Below are 20,772 nucleotides of genomic sequence, written 5' to 3'. Positions count from 1 at the left end.
CTCCTTTATGCGCTTAAGTGCTCCGCTTTGATGACCATTTGCAGGCCATTTCCAAGCTGTACGCGCACATCTTCCTTATTGATCTCAACAATGGTCGCAGCCATGTTGCCTTTACCCATGGTGACTTTGACCTGACGACCCACACTTAGTTCATCAGCATTCAACGCCCGGGCTGGTACAGTTTTTTCCTGAGCACGTTTTACCGTTTTTGCCTTAGGATTTGGCTTCCTAGTTTTAGGCTGTGCATTATTCTTTTCTTGTTTCTGTTTTTCTTTGCGTCGAGCCTGAACTTTTGCCTTACTCTCGGCCAGCGTAGTCTGGGCATGTTCGACATGTTCTTGTTCTAATGTACCACATGGATTCCCATCTAAGTCAACTCGTTCGGCACCAGGCTTTACCCCATGCAGATAACGCCATGAAGAGGTGTATTGTCTTAATGCTGCACGAAGTTGAGTTTTACTCACCTTCGGATCACCTTCCAGACGTTCAACAAGATCTTGAAAAATACCAATTTTCAGTGGCTTAGCTTCACCTTCTAATGTGAAGCATTTTGGGAAACATTCAGCAATATATGCAATGACTTCTTTGCTGTTTTTTAACTTTTCAGTGTTTTCCATGTGGGTTCCTGGTTACTACGGTTTCATTCCGTAAGACATGAAGATATCAATGTTCGGGTATTATAGTGTTCTGAATCGGAAAAACCACCGTCAGACTGTAAATAATGTCTCGTTAGTCTGTGAATTAAACAGCTTTTCTATCTGATCCATCATTTCTGTTAGACCTTGTTCGTCAACTTCGGAAAATCGTCCTTTGCTCGGGCTGTCAATATCCAATACCCCACGCAATTGACCGTGAATCGAAAAAGGGATCACCAACTCGGAGCGGCTATCGGCATCACAAGCAATGTGCCCGTCAAATGCATGCACATCATCAATCCGTTGGACGCTATTCGTCTCAATCGCAGTTCCACAGACACCGCGACCGACAGGGATTCGAATACAAGCAGGTTTACCTTGGAACGGCCCCAATACGAGTTCATCACCTTCTAACAGATAAAACCCCACCCAGTTGATGTCGGTCATTTCCATATTCAGAAGCGCTGATAAATTTGCCAAGTTAGCCACTAGGTTGGTTTCAGAACCAATGAATGTCACGGCCTGTTTTGTTAAAAGTCGATACTGTTCAAGTTCCATAAATCTTTCCGTTGTCATGCAATCTGTTCAATCATTGCAATAAACATTGCTTTAAAATGAGCCGTTTTATCGCTGAATGATTGATAATACAAGCAAAAACTAACATTCATATTGTGTTGATGCAAATACATCCATATCCGTGGGTAGAATTTACACCGCCATCGGACGTCACCTCTTTGATAAACGGGTTGGAAAACAGACAAGAAGACGTCTGATTCTGTATCTTAATATGACTTGTGTATATAATGCTGCGCTTCCCTGCAATTGAACGTTAAATTGAGAGAGTTATTTTGCACACGAATATTTATTTGCCGGATGAATTTCTGCGGACGATTGAACAGATACTGCCATCTCAACTCACGATGGATGATTTTATTGCCGCCTGTCAGCGACCGCTGCGCAAGAGTATTCGCGTCAATACCCTGAAAATATCTGTTGCTGATTTTTGCCAGCGTGCCGAAGAAAATGGCTGGCGCCTGACCCCGATTCCTTGGTGTCCGGAGGGATTTTGGGTTGAGCCGGAAGATTTTACTACACCAATAGGTAATACCTTCGAACATATGACCGGCTTGTTTTATATTCAGGAAGCCAGTTCAATGATGCCTGTCAGTGCATTATTTCATCAGCAGGAAACAGCTTTTGAATCAGTATTGGATATGGCAGCAGCACCGGGCTCGAAAACAACTCAGATTGCTGCTCTCATGAATAATGAAGGCATTATTGTTGCCAACGAGTTTTCCGCCAGTCGGACCAAAGCCCTCTACTCAAACATTGAACGATGTGGTATCAGAAACAGTGCTCTCACAACATTTGACGGCCGGGTTTTCGGTGAATGGCTTCCCGAGCAATTTGACGCGGTATTAATTGATGCGCCTTGCTCCGGAGAAGGTACGGTACGCAAAGATCCGGATGCGATGAAAAACTGGAGCCCGGCATCGATTGCAGCAATTGCCGAGACGCAAAAAGCATTGATTGAAAGTGCTTTCTACGCTTTAAAACCGGGAGGCATTCTCGTCTACTCAACCTGTACATTGAGTCGAGAGGAAAACCAGAATATCTGTTATCATCTGAAACAAGTTTTTGGTGACGCCGTCACATTTGAGTCTTTAGCATCCCTCTTTCCACAAGCTCAATCAGCATTGACCGAAGAAGGCTTCCTACATATATTCCCGCAAATTTATGACTGTGAAGGTTTCTTTGTTGCTCGCATCCGTAAAACGGCTTCCGTGCCGACACCTCAAATCACAAAACGGCTCGGAAAGTTTCCCTTCAGTAAAGCAACTCACAAGCAGTGCCAGAGTATCAGTGAGGCGTTAAAGCAATCACTGGATATTGACCTTCCGGCACGCAGTCGGATTTGGCTTCGTGATAATGAAGTATGGCTCTTTCCTGAAGCTTTAGAGCCGATGATCGGCCGATTCAAATTCTCCCGGATGGGCATCAAGCTGGCTGAAGCACACAAAAAAGGCTATCGCTGGCAACATCAAGTTGTAACCGCTCTGACATCTGGACATGAAACCAAAGCGATCACTCTCTCACTGGAAGACGCTCGCCAATGGTTTATGGGCAAAGATATTCGTCCGGAACAGACTGAAGCCGGCCAAGGCGAAGTTTTGGTTCAATATCAAGGTGTCTTTCTTGGACTGGGGAAATGGGTCGGTAACCGGATTAAAAATAGCCTGCCAAGGGAGCTGGTAAGAGATGGTAATTTGTTTTAACGCATGTCTGTTTTAATAAACGTCTGTTTTAACGGACATCGATTTTAACTGACATTCAAGTTAACTCACATCAGTTCCATATAAAAAGCCCGATACCAACGCTGGATCGGGCTTAATTTTACAGCAAACACTTAAGATTCGATGCGTTTATTCAGCATCATCAACCAATCGAATACCATTGGCTTCAATCTCAATCATACCTTGTTTATAAAGCTGGCCAATTGTCTTTTTATAGGTACCTTTACTGGTCCGGAAAGCGTCGAAAATTGCTTCTGGTGAAGACTTATCCCCCAGCGGCAAAAAACCACCTTTTTGACGGAGCTGCTCTATAATTTTGCCACTCAATTCATCAAGTTTTGCAACACCAAGCTTTTGCAGGGAAATGTCAATTTTGCCATCATCACGAATCTGTTTCACAAACCCTTTCAGTTTTTTACCGACAAACACTTTGCCAAAGACATCCGACTGAAACAGCATTCCCCAGTGTTGGCCATTGATGATCACTTTGTATCCCAAAGCGGAACGTTCTGCGACCAACAAATCAACTTTCTGATTCAGGGTATACGAAGCCGGTGTTTTATCCAGCCACTTATTGAATTTCGTTGTCCCGACAATCCGTCCGGAGGCTTTATCTATATAAACATAAACCAAAATGGATTGTTCAGCGGTAAGCCGTCCACGCTGTTCACTAAAAGGAATCAATAGATCTTTCTCATGAATTCCCCAATTGACAAAAGCACCCGTTTGATTGACACCAACCACTTTCATCATGCCCCATTCACCAACACAAGCAACCGGCGTTTCCGTTGTTGCTGCAAGCTGACTGTCAGAATCGAAATACAAAAAAACATCCACTGATGCACCAATCTCAACCGGTTGACGCATCAGCTTCTTCGGCAACATGACCGTGCCATAATCTTTGGCATCGAGAAACACACCAAAGTCCGTTTCCCGTAAAATCTCTAGCTGATTGATTTGTCCAATATTAATCATCAAATAGCTCTCATCTCAAATTTGCAGAGATTATACGCGATCTCTGATATCCTTTCTCTACCATTTACAAATATATACTGAGTCAACGTCAGGATTAATGTCACTTGCGCTGATTCAGGAATAAAGATGCGTTTACCGGAGGGACAAGTTTGATCAAGGTTAGCAAACATGATGCAATTACGTTGAAAATATCCCATGAGATGTCAAAAAGTAAACTTTCCAGCCTGGAAATGTATCTGTTCGTACCGGGAGAGATCGGACTCAATCAAGATCTGATGCCTGAGACAGACCTATATTACAATTGTCTGACCCAAAAACGCGCCTATTACAGTGATAAACATCTCCTGCCATTGATTCATAGCCGTCTTGCTCAGCGAGGCAGACTATCATCCACGCAATATCGAATTAGTTTGAGTCTGTTTGCTTACCAGTATGTGATGGCGCTCGACAATGCGGTCGGCAATCTACTTCATGATAGTGACAACGTCACTGAAACCGAGATCGATAATGTCGTTGAACTGACGTTAGACATCCTCCGCCGACTCAGGCGTACCATTCCTTATGAAGAAACGCTCAAACGGTATTACACCAATATTGATAACTATCTCTCTTGGTATACCGAACAAAAATTTCTTTCTCTGGTCGCTCATTTAACCCGGGACAGTGAGTACAAAACGATTAAAGATCGTCTGATCATTCTGGCAGAGAAGGAACAGGCACACCGAGCACTGCATCACTATAACTCGGATCAAGCCACCCAGGACATTACACGTATTAGTAATAAAATGCGTCTGTTACGTCGCCTGATTGAGCACCCTGTCATTCTGAAAGAAACATTGATCGCCTTGGGCAATAATATTCGCCGTATCGTGAAAGGTATCGCCACAGGTTTCGTAATGCTGTTTGTCACGATGATGGTTGTTTTTGCTCGTGATTACTGGGGAGAGATTACCGCTTCGTTTATTATTGCGATGTCTTTTATTTATGCGCTAAGAGAAATATTTAAAGATGATTTGAAAGATATGCTCTGGCGCTGGCTCCGTAAAGGCAAACCGAAATGGAAAAGACGTTACTACGATCCCAGTACAGGAAAGCAGATCGGTCAAAAATATGAGTGGTTGAATTACCAGACGATTAGCAACCTTCCCGATCGTATTCAACGCATCCGTAAAAAGCGGATTGTTCAACGGGAAGAGCAAGTCATTAGTTACCGCTCTGAAACGGAAATGTCAACGTCACGTTTTATGAGCGGTTACGAAGAAACTCGAGAAACCATCTATTTTGACTTTCGTGAAATTACGCGACTTTTCGATAAAGATACATACCGTGTCTACCGCTTAAACAACGGCCAAGTTAGCCGCGAAAAAATTGAAAAACGCCACCTGTTTAACCTCATTATCAAACAGGATAATCATATTGATGAGCCAATTTACTATCGCTGGAAGGTGGTACTCAACCGCAGCAAGATAGTCGCGATTGAACCAATTGAGCTGACATCTAACGAACTGGAATGAAATTAAATCATATGAAAACCGACGAATTAAGAACAGAGCCTTTAGGGCATATGCCAACCCCCGAACAATTGCGATCACAGTCTCCTGTCAGTGCTGCCGTTGGCCAGCATATTTCACAAAGTCGCCATGAAATCGAAGCCATTTTACATGGTAGAGATCATCGGCTTTTAGTCATCACCGGCCCATGCTCGATTCATGACCCGAAGGCCGCTCTGGATTACGCACAACGCTTGAATGTTCTTCGCGAGCGTTATGCGGATAATTTACTGATTGTGATGCGGACCTACTTTGAAAAACCGAGGACTGTTGTCGGTTGGAAAGGATTAATCACGGACCCGTATCTGGATGGTCGTTATGCACTCGAAGAAGGATTAAGCAAAGCTCGTGAAGTCTTACTGGCGATTAATCAACTTGGATTGCCAACTGCAACTGAATTTCTGGATATGATTACCGGTCAATACATTGCCGATCTGATCTCTTGGGGAGCCATCGGAGCCAGAACGACAGAATCTCAAATTCATCGGGAAATGGCTTCGGCACTATCCTGCCCCGTCGGTTTCAAAAATGCGACCAACGGCAATGTCAAAGTTGCAGTTGATGCAATTCGAGCTGCCAAATCGTCCCATTATTTTTACTCGCCGGATCGGCAAGGTCGAATGACCGTTTACCGAACCAGTGGCAATCCTTATGGACATGTCATTCTTCGCGGTGGTGAAAACGGGCCGAACTTTGACAGCCAGTCTGTTCAACAAGCTTGTGCTCAATTAGAATCACACCATTTGTCTCCGCGGGTTGTCATCGATTTCAGCCATGCGAACTGCCAGAAACAACATAAACGTCAGTTGACCGTTGCTGAAGATATCTGCCAGCAAATTCGTCGCGGAAGTGATCAAATTGCGGGAATTATGGCCGAGAGTTTCATCGAAGAAGGTCAGCAGCCAATTGCCTCGCTTGACCAACTGACATATGGCATGTCGATTACCGACCCATGCCTGAGCTGGGCAGATACCGAGCAGATGATCACCCAACTGAACGCTGCGATACAAGACAGAAATAACAACAAACGATAAGAACAAGGAGCTTTCCCCATGCCTTCTTTTGACATTGTGTCAGAAATTGACACCGTTGAATTAAAAAATGCTGTTGATAATGCAAACCGTGAACTATCGACTCGCTTCGACTTTCGAAATGTTGAAGCCAGTTTTGCATTGAAAGACGAAGTTGTCACCCTATCTGCTGAAGGTGATTTTCAGTTGAAACAGATGCGTGATATTTTACGAGCGAATCTGGCAAAACGTGAAGTCGACGGGAATGCGATGGCGTCTCAAACAGCCAGTCAGTCGGGTAAATACTGGCATCAGGATGTTTTATTCAAACAAGGAATCGAGACACTGCTGGCCAAAAAAATAGTCAAAAGCATTAAAGATCAGAAACTCAAAGTCCAAGCCTCAATTCAAGGAGATAAAATTCGTGTCACGGGTAAAAAACGAGACGACCTACAGAGTGTCATTGCCTTTATCCGCTCAGAAGATTTTGGTCAGCCATTTCAGTTCGACAACTTCAGAGACTAACAAACCCGATAGGGTTAGATAAACAAGTGGTTTAACTATACAGGGCTCGCGTATCACGAGCCCTGCATTCTCAACCAAACGCTGCTGCCGTTAGAACTGGCGAGGCGCAAAACCGGTCATCACCTCAAGACGCATCGCCTTGCCTAATTTAGTCGTCGGGTGAACAAGAACCAACCCTTTAACGGATTTCTTCAGCTTACCGATATCGGCTTGTTCCTCACGCGTAATTTCCCGGGAAAAAGGTAAATCCGACAATCTTTTGCGTTCTTTATTTAAATCGTATTCCTGCTTACTTTTCAATGCATTGATCTGTTTACTCAACGCGTCGATTTCATCCGTAAACTGGGTGATCATCTCATTATCCCCCCGAGATCTGGCTGCTTCCAGCTTATGTTTACATTTGTCCAATCGATTCTTCAATTGCTGGCTTTGCTCTTTTACACTCATAGGAAATAACTCTCATTTGTTAATTGCGGCGCAGTATATCACAAGCACGTGAGATTTTGATTGAGCCGATCACAGTGAATTTCAACTGTCATTCACTCTGATAAAATCCACTACCAAACTGACGTTCCCCTTTCATTTTCAGATCAGCAACGCTCTGAAAATCAGCGGTGGTTACCATGATGCAGAGGTTAAGATTTTTTTCTCTGGCTTTCGTCAGTAAACCTTGTAATTGGGGCCGACTATCAAACACCGTTCTTTCTGCATCACGGCGACATAAATCAAGTCCTTCCGCAGGGATATTTCGATGGTAAAGCACTTGCTCAGATTGCTGCATAAAACGCACGGCTTTCATCGGTAGCAATTCCACATCCGCATCACAAACCACCCACATCACTTCTCGAACTGTCAGCCCGGGCGCTGCAATATAACGCTGATAGATTTGCTCTAATACTGCCGGATCATGCGTTTCTTTGACAATCGGATCCGCCAAGAAAGACTCCCAGAAACGGCGACGGGCGTTAACATCCGGTCGTTTTGCTTTCAGATGCTCTCGCTTTTCACCACAAAACTGCGCAAGAACGCGTAAATTCTGTGCCAAAACCGCTTCAATTGACTCACGAATGTTACGCACCAACACCGGAGAAGCACCACCACTGGAAATAGCCACTTGGATTTGTCCGCGATCAATCATCGCTGGCGTAATAAAATCACAATAAGGTTGATCATCAACAACATTGACCTGTAATCCGAGTAATTTGGCATCCGCATAAATCTGGTGGTTCAAGGAAGCATGATCAGTCGTTGCCCAAACCTGAACATAATTACGAGTCAGAAAAGCACTATCATAGCGTTGCTCAATCCATTGAATCGCATCATCATGCCACAACACTTGGAGTGACTCGGAAATCGCTGGAGACAAGATAGTCACTCGAGCACCGACTCTGACCAAAGCTTCAGTTTTTCTACTTGCAACTTCTCCTCCTCCAACGACTAAAACAGCCCTTTCAGTTAAATCCATAAACAGTGGAAAATATTGCATAACATTTACAACCTCAAATTAACAACTATAACAAGACCTTCAACCCAAAAAAGTGCAACCCTGCTTGAATTATATGAAACCACGGGAATTATTGATTAAATTAACACCGAAAACTAGATTAAAGAACCAAATATAAACAAAAATGAAAAACAAAAATTCAAGAAATCATTTGATAAATATACATATACACAGTTGCACTATGATCGAACTTGATTGCACTATTTACATTTAAATAACAATTGTCCATGCTTAAATGCAGGCTCGGCTTGAGATTACATGATAATTCCTTTGATTAGAAATTAGAGAAAAACCTAATCTCTACCGATGCTTACAGACGATTGTTACTGAAAATGGAATAGCGTTCTGACAAATAGCGGTTTCAACCGCCAGAACAAATAAATACAAAATGAATTACTTGTGTCAGGAATCGCTGATGACATTTGAATGATTCATACTGGAAGGATACAAACTCATGGCAAACACACTCAAAATTCTTGCTTCAATCACTGTCGCATCAGCTGCAATGGTTGCAGCTCAGTCTGCTTCAGCAGCAGAGAGTACGCTTGACAAAGTGCTCTCAAATGGCGTTGTTACTTGTGGTGTCAGTACAGGGCTTCCCGGTTTCTCCAACCCCAATGCTAAAGGAGAATGGGAAGGTATTGATGTTGAATATTGTCGAGCATTGGCCGCAGCCGTTCTCGGTGACAAAACAAAAGTCAAATTTGTACCATTAACTGCGAAGGAGCGTTTCACTGCATTACAATCCGGTGAAATTGATGTCCTTTCTCGTAATACAACATGGACACTGCAACGCGATACAGCTTTAGGTCTCAATTTTGTTGGCGTGACTTACTATGATGGCCAAGGATTCATGGTCAAAAAGAATCTCGGAGTCAAAAGTGCCAAAGAGCTTGATGGTGCTTCCGTTTGTATTCAGTCAGGAACCACCACTGAGCTGAACCTTGCCGACTACTTCCGTAAAAATGGTATGTCTTATAAGCCGGTCGTCTTTGATACATCCGCTCAAACCGCTAAAGGTTTCGATGCTGGCCGATGTGATGTGCTGACATCAGATCAGTCTCAACTTTATGCACTCCGTGTCAACCTCAAGGATCCAAGTTCTGCCGTTGTACTTCCGGAAATTATTTCTAAAGAACCCCTGGGGCCCGTTGTCCGCCAAGATGATGACAAGTGGTTTAACGTCGCCAAATGGACACTATTTGCATTAGTCAATGCGGAAGAATATGGCATCACATCAAAAAATGCTGATGAGATGAAGAAATCAAAGGATGCCAACATTACACGTATTTTGGGCTTGGATGGACCGAAAGGCTCAGGTCTGGGTATCCGCGACGACTGGGGTTATCAAATCGTCAAACAAGTCGGAAACTATGACGAGGTATTTGAGCGCTCCGTTGGTTCAGGCTCTCCGCTTAAAATTGCCCGTGGTGTCAATGCACTATGGAATGCGGGCGGCTTCATGTATGCCCCACCAATCCGCTAATTATCATATTAAAAACGGGCGGTTCAATCCGCCCTTTGTCGGAAATGGACTTGAGGTTATTGTTGTATGAAGCCTGAAAATAACGCGGTGTCCTCAACAGGCAACACGTCTGCCACAAAAAAAGTGACACATTTATTCTATAATCCTACGTTTCGGTCAGTCGTCTTTCAGATAATTGCTATCTTGGCACTGGTCTTCTTTATTTACACGATTGTGAATAATGCCCTGACAAATCTAGAGTCTCGCGGCATTACCACTGGATTTAATTTTCTGGATCAACCGGCAGGATTCGGGATAAGTCAGTCTCTGATCGATTACAACGATACAGATACATATGGCAGGACCTTTGTTGTCGGTCTACTGAATACCTTGTATGTCTCGGTCATTGGTATTTTTCTTGCGACGGTACTCGGCTTTATTATTGGGATTGCCCGCCTGTCGTCAAACTGGCTTGTCAGCCGTTTGGCTGCAATTTATGTTGAAACCTTTCGTAATATTCCGCTGCTGTTACAGATTCTTTTCTGGTACTTCTCCGTCTTACAGGCCTTGCCCGGAAAAAGACAAAGCCTTTCTATCGGCGACGCGGTCTTTATTAACGTCAGTGGTTTATTTATTCCTAGGCCCATTTTTGCATCAGGAAGTGGTCTGGTCTTAACAGTATTTATTCTCGGAGTAATCACGACTATCTGCGTGAAGATCTGGGCCAGTAATCGCCAAAAAGTGACAGGGCAACAAACACCGACACTGAGTATTGCACTCGGACTGATTATCGGCCTGCCTGCGATTGCTTACTTCTGGATGGGAATGCCAATTTCAGCGGAATACCCTGTTCTACAACGATTTAATTTTCAGGGCGGCATCGAGATTATTCCGGAATTCGTTGCGCTACTCCTTGCTCTCAGTATCTATACGGCGGCATTTATTGCAGAAATCGTGCGCTCAGGTATCAATGCCGTCAGCCATGGTCAGACCGAAGCCGCCATGTCACTAGGTCTGCCTCGCCGGAGAACTCTCAAATTGGTTATTATCCCTCAGGCCATGCGTATTATCATTCCACCGTTAACCAGCCAGTATCTCAACTTAACGAAAAACTCTTCACTCGCTGTTGCGATCGGTTACCCGGACCTGATCAATGTGTTTGCCGGGACGACATTAAACCAGACGGGACAAGCCATTGAAGTGATTTCGATGACGATGGCGGTTTATCTAACTATCAGTCTGATTACTTCATTTTTAATGAACACGTATAACCGTAAAGTTGCTTTGGTGGAGAGATAAGATGAAAGTACATCAATTTCAACCGGATCTGCCGCCACCATCAAATACCAGCGGCCCGATCGCCTGGATGCGCAAGCATTTGTTCAGCAATGTCTTCAATTCAGTATTGACGCTCATTCTCGCTTACTTTGCATTCACCGGATTATACCATGTCATTGACTGGGCTCTGATTAAAGCCGATTGGATCGGGCAAAGCCGTGAAGCCTGTTCAAAACAAGGCGCCTGCTGGGTGTTGATTTATGTCCGCTTCAATCAGTTTATGTTTGGTTTTTATCCGGAAAGTGAATTATGGCGACCACAGATTTTCTATGCCACATTGGCCATTTTAGTTGCTCTGCTGGCTTATCCGAAGACACCGAAACGTGGCTGGCTGGCACTGTTCACGTTAACCATTTACCCACTCTTAATGGCTGGGCTGCTGTATGGTGCATGGTTTGGCTTACCCATCGTTGAAACCTATAAATGGGGCGGTCTTCTGGTCACTCTCGTGCTGGCTTTAGTCGGGATCGTTGCATCCTTACCCATTGGGGTATTACTTGCTCTCGGACGACGCTCTCATATGCCGGTCATCCGTAGCTTCTGTACCATTTATATTGAAGTATGGCGTGGTGTCCCGCTGATCACCGTTTTGTTTATGGCCTCTGTCATGCTCCCGCTATTCATGGCTGCCGGTTCAGAAAGTGACAAGTTAGTCCGAGCGCTGATTGGTGTCATGCTATTCAGTGCCGCTTATATTGCCGAAGTTATTCGCGGGGGTTTACAAGCGATTCCCAAAGGACAGTATGAAGCCGCAGACTCACTCGGGCTCAGTTATTCCAAAAAGATGGGATTAATTATTTTGCCTCAGGCACTGAAAATTACCATTCCTTCGATTGTGAATACCTTCATCGATCTATTTAAAGATACCAGTTTGGTACTCATCATCGGGATGTTTGATGTGCTTGGTATCGGTCAAGCAGCAAATACCGACCCGAATTGGCTTGGTTTTTCCACCGAAAGTTATGCATTTGTCGCGTTAGTGTTCTGGGTCTTTTGTTTTGGCATGTCGAGATATTCGATTTGGCTAGAAAACAAACTGCATACGGGTCACAAACGATAAAAATTTCAAGGAACGTATTATGACGCTACAAAATACTCAAGATAAAGAAACCGTGATCCAAATTAAGGATATGAATAAATGGTACGGTGAGTTCCATGTATTAAAGAACATTAACCTGAATGTGACCAAAGGTGAACGAATCGTTATCTGTGGTCCCTCCGGCTCCGGTAAATCGACCATGATTCGCTGCATTAACCGGCTCGAAGAACATCAGAAAGGTCAGATCATCGTCGCAGGTCATGAACTCACTGAAGATTTAAAAGATATCGAAGCCGTTCGTCGTCAGGTCGGTATGTGCTTTCAGCATTTCAATCTCTTTCCCCACTTAACGGTGCTAGAAAACTGTACACTGGCCCCCATCTGGGTGAAGAAAATGCCAAAGGAAGAAGCCGAAGCCATTGCGATGAAATATCTGGAACGCGTCAAGATCCCCAATCAGGCCAAGAAATATCCGGGCCAGTTGTCCGGGGGGCAGCAACAACGAGTGGCGATCGCCCGCTCACTGTGTATGAATCCTCATATTATGTTGTTTGACGAACCGACATCCGCTTTGGATCCGGAGATGGTCAGAGAAGTCTTGGATGTTATGGTTGAACTGGCAGAAGAAGGTATGACCATGCTGTGTGTCACTCACGAAATGGGATTTGCCAAAGAAGTGGCAGACCGAGTTATATTTATGGATGCAGGGGAAATTATTGAAGAAAATAATCCCCAAGATTTTTTTGCTAACCCCCAGTCAGATCGCACCCAAAACTTCCTCGCGCAGATTTTGCAGCATTAATGCTCAGAAAACGCATCTTTCACGAACAAGGCACGTTTGTGCCTTGTTTTCGCCAGCAAACGCTCCCAAAGTTAACACTTGTTTCTCATCAGAAAAATTGTGTTACAACTTCATCGCGGTATTGCAGTTCATTTATGACTAAGATAAGGTCATAGTATTGCATGAGGGTTGAAGATAAGAACTTTTACCCCCATATAGAGTCTTAATTAGTAATAGACAATCACTATACGAGGAAGCGTATGAACCGTCCTATGTATTCACGCACATCGACATTAGATAGTGCACTTCAAACAAACAAAGTGTTAAGAAACACCTATGCGCTATTAGGGATGACACTATTGTGGTCTGCTCTTGTTGCTGGCGTTTCCATGGCGATGAACCTTCCGGCTCCAGGGTTGATCATTATGTTGGTCGGCTTCTATGGCTTACTGTTTCTGACTGAGAAGAACCGCGATAACAGTATGGGGTTAGTTTTCACCTTCCTGTTTACAGGTTTCCTCGGTTATACGTTAGGCCCGATCCTGAACGCATATATCAGCGCCGGTCTCGGAGATGTGGTCTTAACCGCGCTTGGTGGTACAGCCCTCACTTTTATGGCTGCTTCTGCTTATGCACTGACTACAAAACGTGACCTTTCATTCCTGTCCGGAATGCTGTTAGCTGGTTTTGTGGTTCTGCTTGTCGGCTTTGTAGCAAATATCTTCCTGCAACTCCCTGCCCTGTATCTGGCAATGAGTGGGCTGTTCGTGCTGTTCTCGACCGGTGCGATTTTGCTGACCACACAACAAATTGTTCGTGGCGGAGAAACCAATTACATCTCAGCAACGATTACGCTGTATGTTTCAATCTATAACTTGTTCATCAGCCTACTGAGTATTCTGGGTGTCATGAACGACGATTAATGGTTTTGAGACCAGTGCGTTCAGAACAATAATGTTCTAACGACAGAGTATAGAAAAAGCCCGAATTCCGGGCTTTTTTCGTTTCCCACCCATTTTTTCTGTAACAATGATTGTTTCATCACAAGCACTCAGCTACTCTTACCGCGTTCTAATCAATGAGGCAATACAGCGTTTATGTTCGAATATCATGGTCAAATGATTGAAACCGACAGCGAAGGTTATTTACTTGATCACACACAATGGCAGGAAGGGATGATTCCACAGTTAGCTGAAGCAGAAGGCATTGAATTGACGGAATCGCATCTGGAAGTTATTCATTTTATCAGGGCGTTCTACGAAGAATACAATACCTCGCCTGCCATTCGTATGTTGGTCAAAGCGATGGAAAAAGCCCACGGCCCGGAAAAAGGGAATAGCAAGTATCTGTTTAAGCTGTTCCGTAAAGGACCGGCCAAGCAAGCAACCAAACTGGCTGGACTGCCAAAGCCGGCGAAATGCCTGTAATACCATCACATACTCAGGTCGGTGAATATTGGATGTACTCCCCCACATTCAAAGACTGATGTACAAAAAGGTTGAGGATGAATCATTGTGTTTCAACGCAGTGTCTTTTCCGTTGAAACACCGGTCCTCAACCACAAAATGACTCATGACTGAATTGAAAATCCCCGAAACGATTTTTCACTGTGAAAATCATTCCGCACAACCGTTTCGACGCGCGCTGCCGGTGAACCGTCATGGAGCCATTGATAGAGTAATTCCAGTTTATCGGCTTCACCACAAGCCACAACCTCCACATCACCGTTATGCAAATTTTTCGCATAACCGGTCAGCCCTAATTTTAAAGCCTGATGCGAGGCGTAATAACGAAAGCCAACACCTTGGACAACACCTTTCACCGTAAAGATTTCTCTCTTTTGTGACATATTCAGTTCCTCCTCTTTCGCATCAGAAAACTCATCAAGCAATGATAATTCGCTCATAAACGTAGTATATCCAAATTCCAATCGAATGTGAGAGATACCACGCTCACGCTAAACAATGATTCCCCATACAAAAACACCTTACCACTCAAAGCCCCAATACCTCAATTCATTGCTTTTCCCCCGCACATCACCGACAATACCGTTTTTTCAAGCTACAGAATGCATCTATGACAGCCGCTATCTACCTCGCCAAAGGGCGTGACAAATCTCTCCTTCGCCGCCATCCTTGGATTTTCTCCCGAGCAATCGAACACGTGAAAGGTGAGCCAGTTTCAGGTCAGACTGTTGATGTCTATAGTCACGACGGAAAGTGGCTGGCGAAAGCCGGCTTTTCGCCACAATCACAAATTCGGGCCCGGATTTGGAGCTTCGAACCGACCGCTATTGATACCGATTTTTTCATCCAACGTATCCGTCAGGCACAACAACTGAGAGACCCCGTCATTCAGCAAGGTCAGTTAACGGGTTATCGTCTCATTGCTGCAGAGTCTGATGGTTTACCGGGCATTACAATTGATCGATACGGAGATTATCTGGTCTGTCAGGTGTTGAGTGCAGCCGCTGAGTTCTCAAAAAATTTACTTGTTGAGGCCCTTAAAATTTGCTTCCCCGAATGTCATATTTATGAGCGTTCGGATGTTGCCGTCCGTAAAAAAGAAGGGTTACAGGAACAAGTCGGTGTGTTACACGGTGATCGGCCGACAGCACCTGTGATTATTGAAGAAAATGGCATCAAAATCAGCGTTGATATCGTCAATGGTCATAAAACTGGCTTCTATCTGGATCAACGGGACAGCCGCTTACACGCCATGAAATATGTTGAGAATAAAGAAGTCCTGAATTGTTTTTCCTATACGGGAGGTTTCGGACTCTATGCACTGAAAGGTGGCGCGAAACGTGTGATCAATGCCGATGTGTCCCAACCGGCTCTGGACACAGCGAAAACAAATGCTCAATTGAATGAGTTCGATATTTCTAAAAAACGGGCTGTCTTTCTGAACGCTGATGTTTTCAAATTATTACGCGAGTATCGCGATCAGGGCACCCAATTTGATGTCGTCATTATGGATCCGCCAAAGTTTGCCGAGTCGAAAGCACAACTAAGCGGAGCCTGTCGAGGATACAAAGACATTAACATGTTGGCAATGCAGATTCTTAAGCCCGGAGGAACATTACTCACCTACTCCTGCTCTGGTCTCATGGATCAAATGCTATTTCAAAAAATTATTGCAGATGCAGCGCTGGATGCCGGCCGGAGTGTCAAGTTTGTCGAACGTTTCAGTCAGGCTGCCGATCATCCTATCGACTCAGCCTATCCGGAAGGCTTCTATCTCAAAGGGCTCGCCTGTAGGGTTCTGTAAAAATGCAAATAAATAGAGTTTGGTGACATTGATCGCTTCCCTGAATAGAACGGTTTATTCTGTGAATCGTTGATCTTGCACCCATAAAAAAAGCTTCGGTAGCGACAGTCATCTACCGAAGCAAAAGTATCATCAAATTGTTCTGCTCTCGCTTTCGATATGAACCCCGAAAACGCTAGCCCTTAATCGATTGGGGAAAGTCTTTTCTCCAATTCTGCAATCAGCCAAGTCACGGCTAGTAAATCCGCGCTGCCACCGGGACTGAGATGTCGTTCGATCAAACGACGGTCAAACTGATTTAATGCCATTTCGATATCAGGATGAGCAATTCCCCCTGATGCAAGTAGACTGGACGCATACTGCTGAACATACAGCAATCCGCTCATTCCCCCACGGGAAAGTAAATTGGTATCCTGATTATGCGCAATCAAAACTAATAGTGTCTGCCACAATGCTTGCTCTGTTGAAAACGCTTGCGCGATAGCCGATTGATAGGCAGGCAACGCATGTATCATGACCGTCTCAAAGCCCGAAGCCGCTTCTCCTCTTGCACCGGTCACCCCATACTGTTGATAGAGTTTTTCACCTTGCGTCATCGGTGCCCGATGTTTTATTTCCCGCAGCTCATCCCAGACGAGATGTTGACAACACTGACTCACTGCTTCACTGATAGTACATGCATCCACATTCTGTTGGTTGGCTTGTAGCCAACCAACAACGCCACATATGAGCCCCATGGAAAAGATCATGCCTTTATGGGTATTGACCCCCGATGTTGCTTGAAACATTGCGACTTCAGCATCAATACCAATCAGCCGTAATTCCGCTAAAAGAGACGAGAGCGGTTGATGGTGATGCAACCAGCCCGTTCGAACGAAACCAGCCATGTATGGTGCGAGTACTTCGGCACTGCGAACAAACAACGCCAGATCCATATCGTGGTGGGCTCCTTGATTCACGGTATCAACCAGCCCCGGTTTCGGTGTTAGATGAACTTCTAGCATCATGGCATGATAAGCCAGATGACCTACAAATTTATCGAAAGATGCCTGCCCTTGAATATGACAAGGTAACACATCGACACTTTCAGCATCTGTACACTGATGTGGTCTGTCAAACAGCAAATCAATGACAGCACTCGTCTGCATGAGTCATTTCCTCTATCTTCGTCAAGAGCTCCTGAAGCGGATGCCGACGGGAGCGAGCACAGACAACAGCATCTTCCTGACAGACCAAGCACTTTCTTCGCCCTATCTGATAAGCTTTACGACTAATACTTTTACCTTGCTTATCAATTACATCTAAGTCCATCAATCGTCCGACCGGATGCGTTTTCTCGATGTGCATCATCTGTTTTTTAAGAATCGATGCACTCACGCCTTGCACTGCAAATATGCCTTCAGGCCCCGTTTTTTCATGATGAATTTGCTGTGCGATGAGTATCCACCCCCGCTCATGGCAAGCGGCTTCCAGTGCCGCTAATCCCTGAGCAAAAATATGTTCACTCATCGGGTTCAATTTGACGGGCCCCGGCATATTGATGCTAAATGAAACCAAAGGGACTCCGTAAGTTTTCAGCCATGACAATTGAGTTTTTGCTCGGCGTTCTTTACACGCAAGCAGCTCACACAAATGAACGGGTGTTCCTTCTGTTATGTGTGTCATTGAGCGATCTCCTTAATCACATCAATGACAGAACCATCTCGATACCGCACAAAGGCAATCGTTCTGTCAGTAAATTCAATTGGCTCAGGCTTACCCGTAATTAATTCAGCTCGAGCCTGTAATTCATCAATAGAGTAAACCGGAATTGAAAGTGCATTCAGTCGTTCGATCAGATCTTCACGTCTCGGGTTCACAGCAATACCATGATCAGTGACTAACACGTCAACCGATGCTCCCGGTGTCACCACATTCGTTACCCGTTCAACAACCGTCGGAATCCGTCCCCGAACCAATGGTGCAACAACAATCGTTAAATTCGCTGCGGCCGCAGTATCACAATGACCACCAGAAGCCCCACGGATCACCCCATCGGAACCGGTAATCACATTGACATTAAATTGCATGTCAATTTCTAAAGCACTGAGAATGACCACATCCAGTCGATCAACCACAGCACCTTTTGAAGAAGGGTTAGCGTATTCATTGGCTGAAATTTCATGATGGTTCGGGTTACGGGATAAAGAGTCAGCAGCGACCAAATCAAAACACTGGACATCTAATAATGTTTCAATCAAACCCTGCTCATGTAAATCAACCATTGTGGCAGTAATGCCACCGAGACCGAAAGATGCCACAATATTTTGCTTGATCATCTTATCTTTCAGGAAACGCGTCACCGCAAGAGATGCACCACCAGAGCCTGTTTGCAAAGAGAACCCCGGCTTAAAATAACCAGAGCGTTCGATAACCTCGGCCGCATGTTTCGCAATCAGTAATTCACGCGGGTTGGATGTCATTCGAGTTGCATCCCCCCCGATTTTATCCGGGTCACCAACTTCTTCGACCTGTATCACGGCATCAACACAGTCCTGACTAATTGAGGCTGGAGAGTTCGGGTAGTCAACTATTGATTCCGTCAAAATAACAACACGATCTGCATACTGCGCATCAATCTGCGCATAACCTAAAGAACCACAACGTGACTTACCTTGAACGCCATTTGCATTCCCAAACTCATCACTACAAGGGACACCGATAAATGCGAGATCGATATGAATTTCATCATTTTGGACTAAGTGAACCCGTCCGCCATGCGAGTGAATATGAACTGGTTCTTTCAGTAATCCTCGGGAGATCTCTTCAGCAAGCTCACCCCGTAATCCAGAGGTATAAATTTTACGCACAACCCCATTGCGGATATGTTCAATTAATGGCGCATGAATCGACGTCAGAGAGCTGGGAGCTAAAGTTAAGTCTTTGAACCCCATTCTGGCGATCACATTCATTACAGTATTAATAATTTTATCACCACCACGAAATGCATGATGGAAAGAAATCGTCATACCATCAGCCAAACCTAACTCTTTAATGGCCTGTTCAAGTGAACCTTTGAGCTTTCTTCCTTTTTTAAATCGTTCTTCAGCCAGATGCGGTGTGATTGCGTTGGCTCTTGTATAAGGCGTTAATGAATGGACTTCCAGTTCATCAAGCGAAATTGGATTATTTAACGTACTGACACTCATAACACACTGCCTTCTATTGTTTGATACCGGATTCAGCACGTTGCAATGTCCAGCGTGCACGTTCAATGATTGGGCTATCGACCATTTTACCGTTGAGAGACACAACCCCTAGCCCTTGCTGCTCTGCTTCTTCAGCCGCTTCAATGACGGCATGAGCATAATCGACCTCTTTCTGGGTCGGCGCATAGACATTGTGAAGTAGATCGATTTGACGTGGGTTAATCAGTGACTTGCCATCAAATCCAAGTTGTTTGATGTGTTCTGCCTCGCGAAGGAATCCAGCTTCATTGTTAGCATCCGAATAAACTGTATCAAATGCCATAATCCCCACAGCTCGTGCAGCCTGAAGAATACTACATCGGGCAAACAGGAGCTCCGTTCCTTCCGGTGAGCGGTTGGTACGCAAGTCACGAACATAATCTTCCGCTCCCAGCGCAATTCCGATCAATCGAGGGGAGCTATGTGCGATCTCGATCGCATTGTTGATCCCTTGGGCACTTTCAATTGCGGCCAACAATTTGGTACTACCGACAGCACGACCACAAGCTTTCTCAATTTGTTCAATTTGGTTCGCCATCAACGTCACATCATGCGCTGTATCCGTTTTCGGAAGACGTACGACATCCGCACCACCTCTGACTACAGCATTTAAATCGTTGATACCAAATTTGGAGTCGATCGGATTCACTCGGACAACGGTCTCGATATCCTGATATAAAGGATGTTGTAATGCACGATACACCAACATACGTGCGGTATCTTTTTCCCGTAATGAAACAGAATCTTCAAGATCGAACATAATCGCATCGGGCTTGTAGATAAACGTATTACTCAGCATTGCGGCATTCGCACCTGGTACAAATAACATGCTTCTGCGTAATTGACTCATGACAATAGACTCCAATCAATCTGTTCGACACCACAAGCACGCATCACTGCAGCCTGTACCCGAGCCTGAATCACACAATCCAAAGCCCCTTTATCTTCAATCGTTAAAATGGCATTGGTCACTTTCAGTTGCTGTAAAGCATCGAGCACAACATGTTTGATGACTTCTCCGAACTGTTGCTGAACCGTACTATCGAGATAAATAATGATACCTCCGTCATTATTGGGGGAGATTCGAACCTGAAGATCACTGGACTCCAGTGTTCCTGCAAACGCTGGTTGTTTAATTTCCATGGGGTTGGGCCTTTCT

The 20,772-nt window shown here is 44.7% G+C and carries 22 protein-coding genes; 11 read left to right on the top strand and 11 right to left on the bottom strand.

All coding sequences use genetic code 11. The features are described from left to right. Positions 1-5 precede the first annotated feature (5 nt). Both proQ and MKS89_RS07675 read right to left on the bottom strand, forming a co-directional pair. Positions 6-617: an RNA chaperone ProQ gene (gene proQ / locus MKS89_RS07680; protein ID WP_072957915.1), complete on the bottom strand. Its 612-nt coding sequence runs from the start codon at positions 615-617 to the stop codon at positions 6-8. 90 nt (positions 618-707) lie between these two features. Continuing rightward, positions 708-1,193 (bottom strand): GAF domain-containing protein, encoded by a 486-nt coding sequence (locus MKS89_RS07675; RefSeq protein WP_072957917.1) that lies wholly within the window; start codon positions 1,191-1,193, stop codon positions 708-710. Positions 1,194-1,483: 290 nt separating this feature from the next. On the opposite strand from MKS89_RS07675, the gene rsmF reads away from it, so the two are divergent. Further along, positions 1,484-2,911 carry a 16S rRNA (cytosine(1407)-C(5))-methyltransferase RsmF gene (gene rsmF, locus MKS89_RS07670; protein ID WP_072957920.1) on the top strand — a complete coding sequence of 476 codons (1,428 nt, stop codon included), beginning with the start codon at positions 1,484-1,486 and terminating at the stop codon, positions 2,909-2,911. 147 nt (positions 2,912-3,058) lie between these two features. Here the strand turns inward: rsmF and MKS89_RS07665 are convergent, their stop codons facing one another. After that, on the bottom strand, positions 3,059-3,904 hold the full coding sequence (locus MKS89_RS07665) for a CvfB family protein (RefSeq protein WP_072957923.1): 846 nt from the start codon (positions 3,902-3,904) through the stop codon (positions 3,059-3,061). Positions 3,905-4,053: 149 nt separating this feature from the next. Here MKS89_RS07665 and MKS89_RS07660 point away from each other — a divergent pair, with 149 nt between their 5' ends. Genes MKS89_RS07660 through MKS89_RS07650 form a run of 3 tightly spaced genes read left to right on the top strand, consistent with a single transcriptional unit; the run spans position 4,054 to position 6,989 of the window. Continuing rightward, the gene (locus MKS89_RS07660; protein ID WP_072957926.1) at positions 4,054-5,418 is read left to right on the top strand and encodes a hypothetical protein; all 1,365 of its coding nucleotides are present in this window, start codon (positions 4,054-4,056) and stop codon (positions 5,416-5,418) included. Next, positions 5,415-6,488, top strand: a complete 1,074-nt coding sequence (locus MKS89_RS07655) for a 3-deoxy-7-phosphoheptulonate synthase (protein WP_242656019.1) — start codon at positions 5,415-5,417, stop codon at positions 6,486-6,488. Before MKS89_RS07660 ends, MKS89_RS07655 begins: the two co-directional genes overlap by 4 nt. 18 nt (positions 6,489-6,506) lie before the next feature. Continuing rightward, a complete protein-coding gene (locus MKS89_RS07650) occupies positions 6,507-6,989 on the top strand; it encodes a YajQ family cyclic di-GMP-binding protein (protein ID WP_021020340.1) in 483 nt (160 codons plus the stop codon). Positions 6,990-7,079: 90 nt separating this feature from the next. On the opposite strand, the gene MKS89_RS07645 is transcribed toward MKS89_RS07650, so the two are convergent. Next, a complete protein-coding gene (locus tag MKS89_RS07645; protein ID WP_072957929.1) occupies positions 7,080-7,436 on the bottom strand; it encodes a YibL family ribosome-associated protein in 357 nt (118 codons plus the stop codon). 88 nt (positions 7,437-7,524) lie between these two features. Continuing rightward, positions 7,525-8,475, bottom strand: a complete 951-nt coding sequence (locus tag MKS89_RS07640) for a precorrin-2 dehydrogenase/sirohydrochlorin ferrochelatase family protein (protein ID WP_072957932.1) — start codon at positions 8,473-8,475, stop codon at positions 7,525-7,527. A gap of 472 nt (positions 8,476-8,947) precedes the next feature. Here MKS89_RS07640 and MKS89_RS07635 point away from each other — a divergent pair, with 472 nt between their 5' ends. The 6 genes from MKS89_RS07635 (at position 8,948) to MKS89_RS07610 (ending at position 14,543) form a co-directional block, all read left to right on the top strand. Further along, positions 8,948-9,979 carry an amino acid ABC transporter substrate-binding protein gene (locus MKS89_RS07635; protein ID WP_072957935.1) on the top strand — a complete coding sequence of 344 codons (1,032 nt, stop codon included), beginning with the start codon at positions 8,948-8,950 and terminating at the stop codon, positions 9,977-9,979. Positions 9,980-10,045: 66 nt separating this feature from the next. After that, positions 10,046-11,257, top strand: a complete 1,212-nt coding sequence (locus MKS89_RS07630) for an amino acid ABC transporter permease (RefSeq protein WP_072957938.1) — start codon at positions 10,046-10,048, stop codon at positions 11,255-11,257. A 1-nt stretch (position 11,258) separates the two neighbouring features. Beyond that, positions 11,259-12,356: an amino acid ABC transporter permease gene (locus MKS89_RS07625; protein ID WP_072957940.1), complete on the top strand. Its 1,098-nt coding sequence runs from the start codon at positions 11,259-11,261 to the stop codon at positions 12,354-12,356. A gap of 19 nt (positions 12,357-12,375) precedes the next feature. Then, positions 12,376-13,137, top strand: a complete 762-nt coding sequence (locus MKS89_RS07620) for an amino acid ABC transporter ATP-binding protein (RefSeq protein WP_072957943.1) — start codon at positions 12,376-12,378, stop codon at positions 13,135-13,137. A 239-nt stretch (positions 13,138-13,376) separates the two neighbouring features. Next, on the top strand, positions 13,377-14,039 hold the full coding sequence (locus MKS89_RS07615; RefSeq protein WP_072957946.1) for a Bax inhibitor-1/YccA family protein: 663 nt from the start codon (positions 13,377-13,379) through the stop codon (positions 14,037-14,039). Positions 14,040-14,213: 174 nt separating this feature from the next. Then, positions 14,214-14,543: a TusE/DsrC/DsvC family sulfur relay protein gene (locus tag MKS89_RS07610; RefSeq protein ID WP_072957949.1), complete on the top strand. Its 330-nt coding sequence runs from the start codon at positions 14,214-14,216 to the stop codon at positions 14,541-14,543. A gap of 143 nt (positions 14,544-14,686) precedes the next feature. On the opposite strand, the gene yccX is transcribed toward MKS89_RS07610, so the two are convergent. Next, complete coding sequence (gene yccX, locus MKS89_RS07605) at positions 14,687-14,965, bottom strand: acylphosphatase (protein WP_072958004.1); 279 nt, start codon at positions 14,963-14,965, stop codon at positions 14,687-14,689. A 227-nt stretch (positions 14,966-15,192) separates the two neighbouring features. Between yccX and MKS89_RS07600 the strand changes: the two genes are divergently transcribed. Continuing rightward, positions 15,193-16,386, top strand: coding sequence for a class I SAM-dependent methyltransferase (locus tag MKS89_RS07600; RefSeq protein WP_072957953.1), 1,194 nt, complete (start codon positions 15,193-15,195; stop codon positions 16,384-16,386). Between the two features lie 182 nt (positions 16,387-16,568). Here the strand turns inward: MKS89_RS07600 and citG are convergent, their stop codons facing one another. The 5 genes from citG to citD are packed head-to-tail and all read right to left on the bottom strand — an operon-like array spanning position 16,569 to position 20,756. Then, positions 16,569-17,534, bottom strand: coding sequence for a triphosphoribosyl-dephospho-CoA synthase CitG (gene citG / locus MKS89_RS07595; RefSeq protein ID WP_072957956.1), 966 nt, complete (start codon positions 17,532-17,534; stop codon positions 16,569-16,571). Further along, a complete protein-coding gene (gene citX / locus MKS89_RS07590; protein WP_072957957.1) occupies positions 17,512-18,051 on the bottom strand; it encodes a citrate lyase holo-[acyl-carrier protein] synthase in 540 nt (179 codons plus the stop codon). Before citX ends, citG begins: the two co-directional genes overlap by 23 nt. Next, positions 18,048-19,574, bottom strand: coding sequence for a citrate lyase subunit alpha (gene citF, locus MKS89_RS07585; RefSeq protein ID WP_072957960.1), 1,527 nt, complete (start codon positions 19,572-19,574; stop codon positions 18,048-18,050). Before citF ends, citX begins: the two co-directional genes overlap by 4 nt. Positions 19,575-19,587: 13 nt before the next feature. Beyond that, positions 19,588-20,463 (bottom strand): citrate (pro-3S)-lyase subunit beta, encoded by an 876-nt coding sequence (gene citE, locus MKS89_RS07580; RefSeq protein WP_072957962.1) that lies wholly within the window; start codon positions 20,461-20,463, stop codon positions 19,588-19,590. Beyond that, positions 20,460-20,756 (bottom strand): citrate lyase acyl carrier protein, encoded by a 297-nt coding sequence (gene citD, locus MKS89_RS07575; RefSeq protein ID WP_072957964.1) that lies wholly within the window; start codon positions 20,754-20,756, stop codon positions 20,460-20,462. The genes citE and citD overlap by 4 nt, the downstream gene beginning before the upstream one ends. Positions 20,757-20,772 lie beyond the last annotated feature (16 nt).

This window comes from Vibrio gazogenes, assembly GCF_023920225.1.
Lineage (GTDB): Bacteria > Pseudomonadota > Gammaproteobacteria > Enterobacterales > Vibrionaceae > Vibrio > Vibrio gazogenes.
This window is presented reverse-complemented; position numbering and strand designations above follow the sequence as displayed.

What these genes read in the sequence shown, in the direction of transcription:
- proQ (WP_072957915.1), bottom strand. Translation starts at nt 617, where the DNA reads ATGGAAAACACTGAAAAGTTAAAAAACAGCAAAGAAGTCATTGCATAT.
- MKS89_RS07675 (WP_072957917.1), bottom strand. Translation starts at nt 1,193, where the DNA reads ATGGAACTTGAACAGTATCGACTTTTAACAAAACAGGCCGTGACATTC.
- MKS89_RS07665 (WP_072957923.1), bottom strand. Translation starts at nt 3,904, where the DNA reads ATGATTAATATTGGACAAATCAATCAGCTAGAGATTTTACGGGAAACG.
- MKS89_RS07655 (WP_242656019.1), top strand. Translation starts at nt 5,415, where the DNA reads ATGAAATTAAATCATATGAAAACCGACGAATTAAGAACAGAGCCTTTA.
- MKS89_RS07650 (WP_021020340.1), top strand. Translation starts at nt 6,507, where the DNA reads ATGCCTTCTTTTGACATTGTGTCAGAAATTGACACCGTTGAATTAAAA.
- MKS89_RS07645 (WP_072957929.1), bottom strand. Translation starts at nt 7,436, where the DNA reads ATGAGTGTAAAAGAGCAAAGCCAGCAATTGAAGAATCGATTGGACAAA.
- MKS89_RS07640 (WP_072957932.1), bottom strand. Translation starts at nt 8,475, where the DNA reads ATGCAATATTTTCCACTGTTTATGGATTTAACTGAAAGGGCTGTTTTA.
- MKS89_RS07635 (WP_072957935.1), top strand. Translation starts at nt 8,948, where the DNA reads ATGGCAAACACACTCAAAATTCTTGCTTCAATCACTGTCGCATCAGCT.
- MKS89_RS07630 (WP_072957938.1), top strand. Translation starts at nt 10,046, where the DNA reads ATGAAGCCTGAAAATAACGCGGTGTCCTCAACAGGCAACACGTCTGCC.
- MKS89_RS07625 (WP_072957940.1), top strand. Translation starts at nt 11,259, where the DNA reads ATGAAAGTACATCAATTTCAACCGGATCTGCCGCCACCATCAAATACC.
- MKS89_RS07620 (WP_072957943.1), top strand. Translation starts at nt 12,376, where the DNA reads ATGACGCTACAAAATACTCAAGATAAAGAAACCGTGATCCAAATTAAG.
- MKS89_RS07615 (WP_072957946.1), top strand. Translation starts at nt 13,377, where the DNA reads ATGAACCGTCCTATGTATTCACGCACATCGACATTAGATAGTGCACTT.
- MKS89_RS07610 (WP_072957949.1), top strand. Translation starts at nt 14,214, where the DNA reads ATGTTCGAATATCATGGTCAAATGATTGAAACCGACAGCGAAGGTTAT.
- yccX (WP_072958004.1), bottom strand. Translation starts at nt 14,965, where the DNA reads ATGTCACAAAAGAGAGAAATCTTTACGGTGAAAGGTGTTGTCCAAGGT.
- MKS89_RS07600 (WP_072957953.1), top strand. Translation starts at nt 15,193, where the DNA reads ATGACAGCCGCTATCTACCTCGCCAAAGGGCGTGACAAATCTCTCCTT.
- citG (WP_072957956.1), bottom strand. Translation starts at nt 17,534, where the DNA reads ATGCAGACGAGTGCTGTCATTGATTTGCTGTTTGACAGACCACATCAG.
- citX (WP_072957957.1), bottom strand. Translation starts at nt 18,051, where the DNA reads ATGACACACATAACAGAAGGAACACCCGTTCATTTGTGTGAGCTGCTT.
- citF (WP_072957960.1), bottom strand. Translation starts at nt 19,574, where the DNA reads ATGAGTGTCAGTACGTTAAATAATCCAATTTCGCTTGATGAACTGGAA.
- citE (WP_072957962.1), bottom strand. Translation starts at nt 20,463, where the DNA reads ATGAGTCAATTACGCAGAAGCATGTTATTTGTACCAGGTGCGAATGCC.
- citD (WP_072957964.1), bottom strand. Translation starts at nt 20,756, where the DNA reads ATGGAAATTAAACAACCAGCGTTTGCAGGAACACTGGAGTCCAGTGAT.